12 protein-coding genes are annotated in these 13,231 nt (G+C 61.7%); 7 read left to right on the forward strand and 5 right to left on the reverse strand.

Going from position 1 to position 13,231, the window contains the following annotated elements:
- Positions 1-5: 5 nt before the first annotated feature.
- The 5 genes from fliS to ACIPZ8_RS12015 all read right to left on the reverse strand — a co-directional run bounded on the left by fliS (position 6) and on the right by ACIPZ8_RS12015 (position 4,498).
- Positions 6-401, reverse strand: a complete 396-nt coding sequence (gene fliS, locus ACIPZ8_RS11995; RefSeq protein WP_400723040.1) for a flagellar export chaperone FliS — start codon at positions 399-401, stop codon at positions 6-8.
- Positions 402-534: 133 nt separating this feature from the next.
- On the reverse strand, positions 535-1,953 hold the full coding sequence (gene fliD / locus ACIPZ8_RS12000; protein ID WP_400723043.1) for a flagellar filament capping protein FliD: 1,419 nt from the start codon (positions 1,951-1,953) through the stop codon (positions 535-537).
- A gap of 79 nt (positions 1,954-2,032) precedes the next feature.
- The gene (locus ACIPZ8_RS12005; RefSeq protein ID WP_400723046.1) at positions 2,033-2,392 is read right to left on the reverse strand and encodes a flagellar protein FlaG; all 360 of its coding nucleotides are present in this window, start codon (positions 2,390-2,392) and stop codon (positions 2,033-2,035) included.
- Between the two features lie 69 nt (positions 2,393-2,461).
- Positions 2,462-3,310 carry a flagellin domain-containing protein gene (locus tag ACIPZ8_RS12010; protein WP_400723049.1) on the reverse strand — a complete coding sequence of 283 codons (849 nt, stop codon included), beginning with the start codon at positions 3,308-3,310 and terminating at the stop codon, positions 2,462-2,464.
- Positions 3,311-3,562: 252 nt separating this feature from the next.
- On the reverse strand, positions 3,563-4,498 hold the full coding sequence (locus tag ACIPZ8_RS12015) for a ketoacyl-ACP synthase III (RefSeq protein WP_400723051.1): 936 nt from the start codon (positions 4,496-4,498) through the stop codon (positions 3,563-3,565).
- Between the two features lie 314 nt (positions 4,499-4,812).
- Here ACIPZ8_RS12015 and ACIPZ8_RS12020 point away from each other — a divergent pair, with 314 nt between their 5' ends.
- From ACIPZ8_RS12020 to ACIPZ8_RS12050, 7 genes are read left to right on the forward strand one after another with little or no spacing between them, the layout of a single operon-like run.
- A complete protein-coding gene (locus ACIPZ8_RS12020; protein ID WP_400723054.1) occupies positions 4,813-5,931 on the forward strand; it encodes a DegT/DnrJ/EryC1/StrS family aminotransferase in 1,119 nt (372 codons plus the stop codon).
- Positions 5,928-6,668: a WbqC family protein gene (locus tag ACIPZ8_RS12025; RefSeq protein ID WP_400723057.1), complete on the forward strand. Its 741-nt coding sequence runs from the start codon at positions 5,928-5,930 to the stop codon at positions 6,666-6,668. Before ACIPZ8_RS12020 ends, ACIPZ8_RS12025 begins: the two co-directional genes overlap by 4 nt.
- Positions 6,661-7,641, forward strand: coding sequence for a hypothetical protein (locus ACIPZ8_RS12030; protein ID WP_400723060.1), 981 nt, complete (start codon positions 6,661-6,663; stop codon positions 7,639-7,641). Before ACIPZ8_RS12025 ends, ACIPZ8_RS12030 begins: the two co-directional genes overlap by 8 nt.
- Positions 7,638-8,195, forward strand: coding sequence for a GNAT family N-acetyltransferase (locus tag ACIPZ8_RS12035; RefSeq protein WP_400723063.1), 558 nt, complete (start codon positions 7,638-7,640; stop codon positions 8,193-8,195). Before ACIPZ8_RS12030 ends, ACIPZ8_RS12035 begins: the two co-directional genes overlap by 4 nt.
- Complete coding sequence (locus tag ACIPZ8_RS12040) at positions 8,192-8,971, forward strand: phytanoyl-CoA dioxygenase family protein (protein ID WP_400723066.1); 780 nt, start codon at positions 8,192-8,194, stop codon at positions 8,969-8,971. The genes ACIPZ8_RS12035 and ACIPZ8_RS12040 overlap by 4 nt, the downstream gene beginning before the upstream one ends.
- Positions 8,972-8,976: 5 nt before the next feature.
- Complete coding sequence (locus tag ACIPZ8_RS12045) at positions 8,977-9,705, forward strand: class I SAM-dependent methyltransferase (protein ID WP_400723069.1); 729 nt, start codon at positions 8,977-8,979, stop codon at positions 9,703-9,705.
- Between the two features lie 2 nt (positions 9,706-9,707).
- Positions 9,708-13,211 (forward strand): glycosyltransferase, encoded by a 3,504-nt coding sequence (locus tag ACIPZ8_RS12050; protein ID WP_400723072.1) that lies wholly within the window; start codon positions 9,708-9,710, stop codon positions 13,209-13,211.
- Positions 13,212-13,231 lie beyond the last annotated feature (20 nt).

Genomic DNA, 13,231 nt, shown 5'->3' on the forward strand with positions numbered 1-13,231 from the left:
CTGGCTCAGGAAGCCGACGACTGGTCGCCGATTGCGTCCCAACCTTCTTTCACGGTGATCAGCAGGCGCGCCACCTCATCGATGATGGCCGGGTCGCTCTTGACGTTGGCCTCGATCAGGCGGCGACTCATGTAGGTATACAGGCTGTCCAGCTCGGCCAGGCTGTCGGCGTGGTTTTCCAGATCCAGACCCTCGCGCAGGCCGCCGATGATGTCGATGGCCTTGCCGATCAGAATGCCTTTCTGGGCGATATCGTTGCGCGCCATGGCCCCCTTGGCCTGGGCCATGCGGTCAAGCCCGCCTTGCATGAGCATCTGCACCAGACGGTGCGGGCTGGCTTCGGACGTTTGAGCCACACCGTTGACTTTCTGGTACTGCCGAAGGGCCAACATCGGGTTCATGGATCTACCTCGTTGCTGCGAAAAAGGTTGCTTGTACCCTGTGTATCGCCGGGACGTCAAAAAACTTTAGGAAAAAGCCAAAAGCCCGGGGCATCCAGAGGACGCCGCCGGGCTTTTGTCAGAAGACGCCTGATCAGGACTTCTTGGCCTGGGCGTTGATCGCTTCGAAGATCGAGGTGATCTGATCAGCCTGGGCCTTCATCTTGCCCAAGGCGGTGTCGAGGGCAACATACTGCTTGGTCAGCGCCTCGGTCAGCGACTCGGTGCGACGATCCAGCGCCTCCTGCTGGGCTGCCAGCTGCGAAGCTGCCTTGTCCAGGTTCGACTTGCGCGTCGCGAGACTGCCATCAGACTTGTTGTAAGGGTCGATGGCCTTGTTCATGCGCTCGAAGATACCGTCGGTGCCGGTGAACAGGGTCTGCACCTCCGGGCCGAGCTTCTTGTCGTTCATCGCCGACGTGAACTTGGTGCTGTTGAACTCGAGCGTGCCGTCCTTCTGGGTATTGATCCCCAACTGGCTCAGAGTGGTCAGGTTGTCGCCCGCACCGACCTCGCTCAGCACCTTGCGAACATCACCCAGCAACGAGCGCGTGGTGGGATCGTTGGTGAGCGGACCAAGCACCAGCTTGTCATCAGTGTCGCGACTGGTCGAGGTCAGCGAGGTAATCGCCTTCTGCAGGGTGTTGTAGGCATCAACGAAACTCTGGACCGATTTCTTCAGGCCATCGTTGTCGGCTGCCACAGTCACTGCGGTAGGCGTACCGGTAGTCGCACCACTGGCCTTGGCGCTGACGCCCGTCAGCTCGAGGGTCATGCCACTGATGGCGCTGTCGACGGTATTGGAGGCACTTTTGACTTTCAGACCGTCGATGGTCAGCTCGGCATCCTGAGCCTTGGCACTGATGAAGCCAGCGCCGGTACCGGACATCTGCGTGGTGCCATCGATGGTCAGCTCGGCGATACCACCCAAGGAAATATCGGAGCCCGCACCCGTGGTGGTAGAGCTGAGCACGAGACGGGAACCACCCTCCTCGTTGACGATGTTGGCGGTAATACCGTTGGCGCTCATTTCCTTGTTGATCTGGTCGCGCACGCTCTGCAGCGTCGAACCACTGGCCACATCAAGATTGTAGGTCTTGCCGCCCTGGCTGATCGTCAGCTGGCCCGCAGTGATCGCGCTGGAGGCGCCGCCTGCAAACTGCTGGCTGGCCACCTTGGAACTGGTGGCCAACTTGTCGACGACGATGTCATAGCTACCGGCCACTGCCGTGTTGCTGGACTTGATCTTGACCACGGACTCGTTGGCCGAGGTCGCAGCATAGGCGTTGAACGATGGCGCATCCTTGTCATTGAGGCCCTTCATGGCATCCTGGAAGGCCGTCAGGGCACTGCGCAGCGAGCCAATACCCGAAATCATCGCGCTGTTGTTGCTGGTCTGCCGGGTGATCTGCGACTGCTTTGCGGATGTATCGGCCTTGACCAACGCAGTCACGATCTCGGTGATATTGAGACCGGAACCCAGGCCAGTACTGGAGGTAATCGGGCTTGCCATGCTGTTGTCCCTCTCGTCAACGCGTCAACCCCACTCCTGCAGGGCCGACATGCATCACTTCGTTAGCGTTCGCCGCCGGTCATACCTTGGCGTCGAACAGAACACTGTTGGCATCGCTGAGGCTGTGGGCGATGCGCAAGGCCTCTTCCGAGGGCAACTGGCGAATCACCTCACCGCTGTCGGTAGCGATGACTTTGACAACTATCTTGCCGGATTCTTCATCCGTGGAAAATTCCAGATTGCGCTGAGACGCCTTCAGGAACTTTTCGATATCCGAGACGGCTTTCTTGACCTTGTCGGCATCCTGCACCGCCGGCACGTCTTTCTTGTCGTCCTCGGGCTTGGCTGAATCCGAGGACCGGGCTACCGGTTTCTCGACAACCTGCTCGGCCGAACGTGCGGCCGGATAAGACAGGTTCAGCTTGACGCTCATGTCCATGTCCACCACCTCGCAATGAAAAGGCGGGGAAGCGCCGCAAGTGCACTCCCCCGCCAGCAACTAGGCAGATTAGCCCAGCAGCTTCAGTACTGCCGATGGCAGCTGGTTGGCCTGGGCCAGAACCGAGGTGGAAGCTTGCTGCAGGGTCTGCTGCTTGGTCAGCTGGGCAGTTTCAGCAGCGAAGTCGGTGTCCTGTACACGGCCACGGGCAGCTTCGGCGTTTTCGTTGATGTTCTGCAGGTTGTTGATGGTGCTGGTCAGACGGTTCTGAGCGGCACCCAGGTCAGCACGGTTGGTGTTGATGGTCTGCAGAGCGGCGTCAATGGCCGAGACAGCGGCGCTGAAGTTGGCTTCGGCGGTGGTGGTGTCCGAACCCTGAATGTTGATCGAGCTGGTAACACCCAGGTCGGAAGCGGTGAACTTGGCGCTCAGGTCGATCTTGATCTGGTTGGCAGAACCGGTGTTCGAACCCACCTGGAAGGTCATGACCGAAGCGGAACCGTCCAGCAGGTTCTTGCCGTTCAGCTGGGTGGACTGGGCGATACGGGTCAGTTCCGAAGCCATCGACTGGAATTCTTTGTCCAGAGCGGCACGGTCCTGGGTGCTGTTCGAGTCGTTTCGCGACTGAACGGCCAGTTCACGCATACGCTGCAGGATGTTGGTCTGCTCTTGCATCGCGCCTTCAGCGGTCTGGGCGATGGAGATACCGTCGTTGGCGTTCTTGATAGCCATGGTCTGACCACGGATCTGCGAGGTCATGCGGGTAGCGATCTGCAGGCCGGCGGCGTCGTCTTTGGCGCTGTTGATTTTCAGGCCGGAGGACAGACGGGTCATCGAGGTGCTCAGTGCATCGGAAGCACGGTTCAGGTTCTTCTGAACGCCCAGGGAGGTAGTGTTGGTGTTAACGGTCAAAGCCATGACGAATTCCTCGTTGGATTGGGTACTACGGCTTCCGGCCTTGGCAATTCGCCGGGTGTGGCACAGAGAACCTTCGTAATGGTTATCGTCGTCAGGGCGGGTTGCTTTAGGGCAATTTTCAAAAAAATTACTGGCATCCTGCCAGCCCAATGAAATCAAGGAGTTGACGCCAGATTACAGGCGGCAAGCACTGGCGGCCCGGAAAATAAAACGCCGCCAGAAGGCGGCGGCGTCTATCACGGCGATGAGCGGTCAGTCACGGCGCTCGATGATGGCCGAGCCCCAGGACAGGCCCACACCGAAACCACTGAGGGCAACGCGCTTGTGCGACGAACCCAGCACGTGCTTCTCCAGCAGCAGCGGAATGCTCGACGACACGGTATTGCCGGTCTCGACCATGTCCTTGACGAACTTGTGCTTGTGCTCGCCCTCGAGGAAGCGCGCGGACACGGCATCGACGATTGCCGCGCTGCCCTGGTGCAGGCAATAGAGGTCGACGTCGTCGGCCGTGAGCTCGCTGGCATCGAGCAGCTGCTGCAGATGCGCAGGCACCTTGACCAGAGCGAAGTTGTAGACCTGGCGGCCATTCATGAAGAATTTGCCATCGGTGGTCCGCAGGTGCTCGGCACCCGCACCATCACTGCCGAACAGCGACTTGCCCAGCTGCCAGGCCGCGCCCTCGCCCATCCACGTGGCCGTGGCGGCATCGCCGAACAGCATGGTGGTGTTGCGGTCTTCCGGGTCGACGATCTTCGAGTACGGGTCGGCGGTAATCAGCAGGCCATTCTTGAGCCCGGCGGCTTCCATGAAGCCCTTCATGGCATACAACCCATAGACATAGCCGGAGCAGCCCAGGGAAATGTCGAAGGCGGCGACCTGGGTTGTCAGGCCGAGCTTGTGCTGGACGATGGCGGCGGTGTGCGGCAGGCCTTCAGCATCGCCGTTCTGGGTGACCACGATCACCACATCGATGGCCGCCGGGTCAAGCGAAGGATTGGCAGCGAACAACGTCCTGGCCGCCTCGACGCAAAGGTCGGAGGTTTCCTGGGTCGCTTCCTTGCGTGGCAGGAAGGTCGAACCGATCTTGCCAAAGATGAAATCCTGATCCTTGCCGAATTTCGCACCCTGGGCGTAGTTGTCCACGCCTTCGACAGGTACGTAACTGGCGATGCTTTTGATGCCAATCATTGTGGCTTCCCGATGGAAATGGCGAAAATTCTCAGGTACCGCGGCTACGACATGCAACCCATGCACGCGAGGCCGACAGAACTACCCACAGACTCAATAGATTAAAGATGCACGTTTCGACTGCCAAGTCACGATAGACGACAGATTGAACGTAATCATACCAATGGCGCAGGTTGGCCGACTTCTTGCTTTTCACCCCTCAACCCGGTGCAGGCCGTCGGTTTCATGGCGAAACCTCGTCTGCGCACGTTGTTCAGCAGCAGGGCATGCATGCCCCGCTTCTATATAAACGCAAAGAACGAGCAGTGCCGCCCATGGCCAAACAGATCACCGTCACCAGCCCTCTCCTGCCTCCCCTGGAAGAGTTCATGCCTTACCTGGAGAGTATCTGGAAAAGCAAGCGCCTGACCAACGCAGGGCCGTTCCACCAGCAGCTGGAAAGCGAGCTGGCCGAATACCTCGGCGTCAAACATATTTCGCTGTTCTCCAACGGCACCCTGGCACTGGTGACCGCGCTTCAGGCCCTGCGCGTGACGGGCGAAGTCATCACGACCCCGTATTCGTTCGTCGCCACTGCTCACTCCCTGCTGTGGAACAACCTCAAGCCGGTCTTCGTCGATATCGATCCGCGGACCAACAACCTGGACCCGCAACGTGTCATCGAAGCGATCACCCCTGAGACCACGGCTATCCTGCCAGTCCATTGCTATGGCATCCCTTGCGACATCGCTGCCATTCAGGAGATTGCCGACACCTATGGCCTGAAGGTGATCTACGACGCAGCCCATGCCTTCGGCGTGCGCCAGGACGGTCAGAGCATCCTGGACAATGGCGACCTGTCGATCCTCAGCTTCCATGCCACCAAGGTATTCAACACCTTTGAAGGCGGCGCGATCATCTGTCAGGACGAAAAACTCAAGCGTCGGATCGACTTCCTGAAGAATTTCGGCTTCGTCGATGAAACGGTGATCATGGCAACCGGCATCAACGGCAAGATGAACGAGATCCAGGCGGCGTTCGGCGTATTGCAACTGCGCCACATCGATGACGCCCTGCAGCGCCGCCGCCAGGTGTTCGAGCGCTACCAGCGGGCCCTGGAAGGCATTGACGGCATCTCCCTGCTGCAACAGCCCCAGGGGCTCGACTGGAACTATGCCTACTGCCCGATCCTCATCGACGAACAGCGCTTTGGCTTGTCGCGTGATGCGGTATACCAGCGTTACCGCGACCAGGACATTCTGGTGCGCCGCTATTTCTACCCGTTGATCTGCGAGTTCCCCATGTATCGTGGGCTCGCCAGCTCCAATCTGGAGCGCTTGCCCAACGCCCTGAGAATCTCCAGCCAGGTCTTGTGCCTGCCTATCTACCCTGACCTCGACGTGCAGTCCCAGGAGCAGATCATCGAGATCCTGCTGCAGGCCCGTCAGGCATGAATCAGCAGTCCGCCCCCCTTGCGCCCGGGCGCCAGCGGGTTGCCCTCATGCAACCGTACTTCCTGCCGTATCTGGGTTACTTCCAGCTGATTGCTGCGGCGGATCACTTTGTCCTGTACGACAACGTGCAGTTCATCAAGAACGGCTGGATCGAACGCAACCGCTACCTGCTCGAAGGCGAAGCCAAATGGTTCCGTATCGCCCTGGCCAAGGCCAGCCATACCCAGCACATCATGGAGCGGCGCATCAGCGAAGGGTTTGACCTGAGTGAATTGCTCAACAAACTCGATTTCGCCTATCGCAAGGCACCGCGGCGCTCGGAAATGATGACCTGGCTGGAAGCCCTGCTCACCCCGGCAGCCGACAGCATCGCCGCGCTCAATGAGCGCGTGATCAAGGCCTGCTGCTTGCTGCTGGGTATCGAAACACCCATATCACGCGCAAGTGCACTCCCGGTGGCCTGCGAGAGCGCCAGCCAGGAGCGGGTCATAGCGATCATCCGCACCTGTGGCGCAACCCACTACCTCAACCCGATCGGGGGTGGTCACCTCTATCAGGCCGAGGCATTCCAGCAAGCCGGTATCACCCTGGAACTGCTTGGCGCCACACTGCCCCCCTACAGCCAAGGCAGCAGCCACCCCTTCGTTGCCGGGCTGTCGATCCTCGATGCCCTGATGTTCCAGGCGCCCGAAGCAGTCGGCGAATGGGCCAGGCTCGGAGAAATCAGACGTGCCTGAGGCCATCGGCGGCTATTTCGAGCTGGAGCTGCGCAGCGGCCAGCACCCCTACCCCCAGGCCGTTGCCTTCAACAGCGCCCGCGCGGCCTTCCGTGCCTTGGTGCAGGCACGCGGACTGCGCCGCATTTACCTGCCGCATTACATTTGCGCGGTCCTGGAGCATGCGCTTCAAGGCCTGGATATCGATGTACGCCGTTACGCCCTGGATGCCGAGCTTGGTCTTGCCGGCCTGCCTGACCTGGCGGGCGACGAAGGGCTGCTGTATGTCGACTATTTCGGCCTCAAGGCTGATTACATCCGACAAGTACTCGCCCCACATTATGGAACGCAGCTGATCATCGACAATTCCCAGGCGCTGTTCAGCCAGCCGCTGCCGGGCATTGCCACGCTCTACTCGCCACGCAAGTTCGTGGGCGTCGCCGATGGTGGCTGGCTGGTCAATGGCCCCGCGACCCTGCCTGCGCCGCCAGAAAGCGCATCGCGCGAGCGTTTCGCAGCACTGCTTGGACGCCTCGAGCAGGCGCCCGAAAAGCATTATGGCGACTATCAGGAGAATGAAGCAGCACTGGCCGCGCAAGGCGTCCTGGCCATGTCAGCCAGTACCGCACGCGTCCTCGACAGTATCGACTACGCCAATGTGGCAGACCGCCGCCGCCGCAACCTGATGCTGTTGCGCGAGCGCCTGGACGGTCGCAACCGCTTCACTGCCTGGCCAGCCGACGTCCCCGCGGCACTGTGCTACCCGCTCCTGCTCGATTCGCCGGCACAGGCAACCCGGCTGCGCCAGCACCTGCTGCAACAAGCAATCTTTGTACCCTGCTACTGGCGGGAACTGATCGACAACCCGACGACGCCTGCGCTGGAGCGCCATCTGGCCGAGTGCCTGCTGCCCCTGCCAATGGACCAGCGCTATGGTGACGCAGACATGCATCGCCTGGCCGACGCCGTCATCTTGAATATGAGGACGCCATGAGCATCAACGGCCAAAGAATCGTGCTCAGAGCACTGGAACTCGACGACCTGCCCTTGCTGCATCGCTGGTCCAACGATGAGGCGTTGTGGAGCCTGTTGGGCGGCTGGCACTTCCCGACTTCGCGTGAAGCTCAACGGGACTGGCTGCTGGGCCTGAAGAACGATCAGCTGAATCAGCGCTTCGGCATCGAAGTGGCCCAGCACGGCCTGATCGGCACCGCCAACCTGGTGGGCATCGACTGGAAGAACGGCACGGCCGAGCACGGCATGATGATCGGCGACAGCGCACTGCGCGGCCAGGGCTATGGCACAGAAGTGATCGCCACGATCATGCGCTATGCCTTCGATGAGCTGGGCTTGCATCGCCTGTGGACGACCATCATCGAATACAACGAAGCCTCCCTCGCGACCTACACCCGCAAGGTGCCGTGGTCCATCGAAGGGGTCCAGCGCCAGTGGTACTACCGTAAAGGACAGCGCTGGGACCGTATCCTGCTTGGCGTCAGCGCAGAAGAATACCGCCATTGGCGCGGCGAGCAGGAGCAAGGCCGATGAATGCCCTGCTCGAAGCGCTGCAGCGTGATGGCTATGCCTGCGCGCCCAGCCTGATCGCCCGACCGCTGCTCGACCAGCTGCGTGACGACCTGGCCACGGCCATTGAACGCTGCCGCCTGGTACAGCTGGAAAACGGCATCACCCAGCGCACCGAACAGACGGCCCACCACATCATCACCGGCGACAGCCACTTTCCCGACCTGCTGGCGCGATTCGCCGACTGGGGCCTGATCGACATCCTTGCGCAGATGCTTGGTGGCTTGCCGATACTCAACTCCTTCGGCGGCCTGAACAACCTCAACAGCACCGATGCCTATGTGCGCAATGTGCACCGGGATGTGCGTTCGTGGTCAGCCGAGAACATGCAGATGGCTCAGGCCCTGGTCCTGCTGGACGACTTCACCGCCGACAACGGCGCGACGCTGTTCCTGCCTGGTTCCCATGGCGCCCCGCACAAGCCCGATGACGCCCAGTTCGAAGCCGATGCTCGCAAGGCGCTGGGCAGTGCGGGCTCGATCTATCTGTTCGACTCTCGCATCTGGCATGCCGCCGGGGTCAACCGCACCTCGCTACCCCGCCGCTGCCTGACGCTGACGTTCACCCGCAGCCATTTCAAGCCGCAATTCGACTACTGCCGGGCTCTGGGCGAAACCTTCTGCATTGCACAACCGCCTGCGGTCCAGCAGCTGCTTGGCTGGTACGCCCGCACCCCGACAACCCTTCATGAGTGGTACCAGCCTGAAGATCAGCGCTTTTACCGCAAGAACCAGGGATGAGCCCCATGACCACACGCGACTACAACAAAGAATTCCAGGACAACGCACATCGTAGCTACTTCTATGATTTCGATGCGCGACTGCGGGGCTACATGCTGGACACTTTCGCCCCTTGGCTGATCGACGGTCCGGCCCTGGAAATGGGCTGCTTCGAAGGCGCCTTCACCGCATTGTTCGCCGAGCGCTTCAAAGACCTGACGGTAATAGAGGCGGCCAGTGACCTGATCGAGGTGACACGCAAGCGCGTCGATGCCCCCATCCAGTTCATCTGCAGTACCTTCGAGCACGCGCAGGTCGAACCGCGGTACAGCAACATCTTCCTGATCCACACCCTGGAACACCTGGATGATCGTCGAGGCGTCCTGGAGCGCGTGCGCGGTTGGCTGGCGCCCGGCGGCCGGCTGTTCATCGCCGTTCCCAACGCCAACGCACCTTCGCGCCAGATTGCCGTGAAGATGGGCCTGATCGAGCACAACAGCGCAGTGACCGAAGGCGAACGCCTGCACGGCCACCGCGTGACCTACAGCCTCGACACACTGGAACAGGAAGTGCGTGGCGCTGGCTGGACCGTGCGTCAGCGCGGCGGCGTGTTCTTCAAGCCGCTGGCCAACTTCCAGCTGGACAAGGCGCTGCAGACGCAGCTGATCGATGACCGCTTCATGGATGCCTGCCAGGCCCTCGGCATGGTCTACCCGGACCTTTGCGCCAGCGTCTACGTTGTCTGCGAGAACTGAACATGATTTCTGCAAGCCTGCATGGCAAGCCGCGTCACCCCTACTACATCTGCGCGCCCGATTACCGCGAAACCTCGTCCGGGGTATGCGTGCTGCACTATCTTTGCCACGCCCTGAACCTGGCCGGTCATGAAGCCTATGTGACCCACTGCAAGGTCAACCCCAGCCTGCGCACGCCGATCCTTACCGATGAAATCCGCCTTCGGCACCTGGCCCTTGGCCTCGCGCCCATCGCCGTCTACCCGGAAGTGGCTGACGGCAACCCGATCGGTGCGCCGATCGTGGCCCGATACATTCTGAACCGTGAGGGTTTCCTGACCGGCAAAGCCATCGACGCCCTCGATTCGGACCTGTTCTTCTACTACACCCAGGATTTCCGCGGTGACGCCAAGAGCGATGACCTGCTGCTGTTGCCGGTCATCGACTCGGAACTGTTCTCACCACCGGCCGAGCCGGTCGAACGTCGGCGCAGCTACCTCTACCTCAACCGTTTCGACAAGACCAAGGTCGACTATTCGCTGTTGCCGGATGACGTCGAAGTATTGAGCCTGGCCAGCCCGAAGACACTGGCGCAACTGGCGCAGATCTTCCGCCAGGCTTCGGTGCTCTACAGCTACGAGATTTCTGCCACCTGCACGGAAGCCATGCTGTGCGGCTGCCCTGTCATCTACATGCCCGACGGCCACGTCAAATCCCAGCCATTCGTCGAACAGTTCGGCAATGCAGGTTCGGCCTTGTACCACGAGCCAGGCGGGCTGGAGCGCGCACGGGCAAGCGTCATGCAAGCGCGCATGCGCTGGCTGGACATCGAGCGAGCCTTCTGGCCGCAACTGCAGCGCTTCATCGAAACGACCCAGCGCGCGTCGGTTCGCCACGTTGCGCTAAGCCAGGTGCCTTCTGTCCGGGACTGGCTGCTGCAGCGCCAACTGACCCCCGTGCAACAGCAGCTGACCGACGCACGTCGGCAGCAGCTGTCAGGGCTGACCAGCCTGACCTTGTTGGTACGTGACGAAAAGGCCGATGCCGCCGCGCTACAGGACACGCTCGACAGCATTGCCTGGTGGCGCACCTCCTCGTGCATCCGCCTGAACACCGTGGTACTCAGCGCCCAACCGGCACCGTCAGCGCTCGCCGCCGGCCTGCGCTGGATGCAATGCCCATCCCCAGGCGCCCTCGAACTCAATGAAACCCTGCAAAGCGACGACAGCGACTGGATCATGCTGCTCAACGCCGGTGACGAGATCCTGCCGTCCGGTGCCTTGCTGCTGGACCTGGAGCTGGCCGGGGCAGAAGGTTGCCGCATGCTGTACTGCGATGGCATGTTCCGCTCCGGCGAAGGCCCTGGCGCGGTATTACGCCCCGGGGTCAACCTCGACTACCTGCTGAGCCTGCCCCTGGCCATGGCCTCCCATTGGCTGGTACGTCGCACCCTGGCGCTGCAGGCCGGCGGCTACGACCCGGGCATGCCGCGCGCACTGGAACTGGACCTGATCCTGCGCCTGATCGAACAGGAAGGGCTAGCCGGCATCGCCCACCTCGATGAAGCCTTCATCGTCAGTGACGCCCCGGTGATCGAAGACACCCCCGACGAGCGCAACGCAATCACCCGGCACCTGGCCAACCGCGGCTATGTCAACGCGCAGGTGCTGGAGAGCCCCGCTCGTCACTACCACATCAAGTATGGGCATGCGCAGCAACCGCAGGTATCGATCATCATACCCAGCCGCGACAACCTGGCCCTGCTGCAACGCTGCGTGGAGAACCTGCTGGAAAAGACGGGTTACCCGCATTTCGAAATCATCCTGGTCGACAATGACAGCCAGGACCCGCAGACCCACGACTGGCTGGCCAACATGGCCATGATCGGCCAGGACCGCTTGCGCGTGCTGCACTATCCGGGGCCGTTCAACTTCAGTGCCATCAACAACTTCGCTGTCGATCACGCACGCGGCGACTATCTGGTCCTGATGAACGACGATGTGGCCGTGCTCGACACGCACTGGCTGGATGAAATGCTCAACCACGCCCAACGCCCCGAAGTCGGCGCGGTCGGAGCCAAGTTACTGACACCCGCAGGGCGTATCCAGCACGCAGGCTTGATGGGTGGCCTGCATGGCCCGGCCGGCAGCCCGTCTCTGGACCAGCCCGCCAACGCCAGCGGCTACCTGCAGCGCCTGCATGTCGACCAGAGCATGAGCGCTGTCAGCGCCAGTTGCCTGATGGTAGAAAAAGCACTCTACCTGGCCGTCAACGGCATGGATGAAGAACAGTTCCAGGTTACCTGCAACGACCTCGACCTGTGCCTGAAACTGGTCGAGATGGGCTACCTGAACATCTGGACGCCCCACGCCACACTGGTTCACGAAGGCGGTGCAAGCTGGGCCCAGGCCCGCAAGCAACCGTCGATGCGTGAGCGCTTTGCCCAGGATCAGCACAATGCCTACGCAAAGTGGCTGCCACAACTGGCCAACGACCCCGCCCACAACCGACACCTGTCCCTGCAAGGCAGCGGGTTCGAATTCGAGCGCCTGATGGAACTGAGCTGGCGGCCGTTGTGCTGGCGCCCGCTGCCCGTGGTGCTGGCCTGCCCGAGCCAGGACGAGCACGCAGCGGCACCGTTGCAAGCGGCTTTCAACAACCTGCGTGACGCCGGGCAGATCGACGGCTGCATCAGCGACCGCCTGCTCAACCCGGTCGAGGTGCAAAGGCTGAGCCCCGATGTGATCGTGCTCCAGCACGTCTCTGATGCCCGCCGCCTGCCGCGCCTGCGCCAGATGCTGAAGCTGTCGCCAGCGTTCAAGATCCTCCAGGTGACGAGCGCCCCGAGCACCGCCGCCCAGCACGACAACCTCGAGCAGGCCGCACGCCTGGTCGATCGCATCGTGGTCAGCAGCCAGGCACTGGCCGACAGCCTTGAAGGCTTGCATGGCGATATCCGGGTCATCGACAACCGCCTCGACGGGCAGTGGGCGAACCTGCCGCGACCGGTTCGGCTCGAGGGCAAACCGCGTGTCGGCTGCGCCTTCCTCGGTGAGGACCCGGCCACCTGCGAACTGGCCGAACAGCTGGTACGCCAATGGGCCTCGCGCGTGGACTGGATACTCTGGGGCGAGGTCCCGGCACACCTGCAACAGCATGCCCGCGAACTGCATCCGGGCCAGGTGCAACATACCCCCAGGTTGCTGGCCAACCTGAACGTGGATGTTGCCCTGCTGATCCGCAGCGAAAATGCCCACGGGCCATTCAGCGACGCCACGTCACTGATGCAACTCGGCGCCTGCGGCTATGCAGTGGCCTGCAGCGATACGAGCTGCCTGCCGACAGACCTGCACATCACCCGCGTGGCCAATGAACTGTCAGCGTGGAACGACGCCCTGGCGACTCTGCTGCTCGATGATGCGGCCCGCGACCAGCAAGGCGCGGCACTGAGTGCCCAGGTCGCCCGCTACGCCACGGCCGATGCGGCCTATCTGCAGCGCCTGGCGTCGGCCTGGCTACCGGACTGACCGCTCGCGCCTTTAACCCG

The organism is Pseudomonas sp. NPDC089422 (assembly GCF_044749405.1).
Lineage (GTDB): Bacteria > Pseudomonadota > Gammaproteobacteria > Pseudomonadales > Pseudomonadaceae > Aquipseudomonas.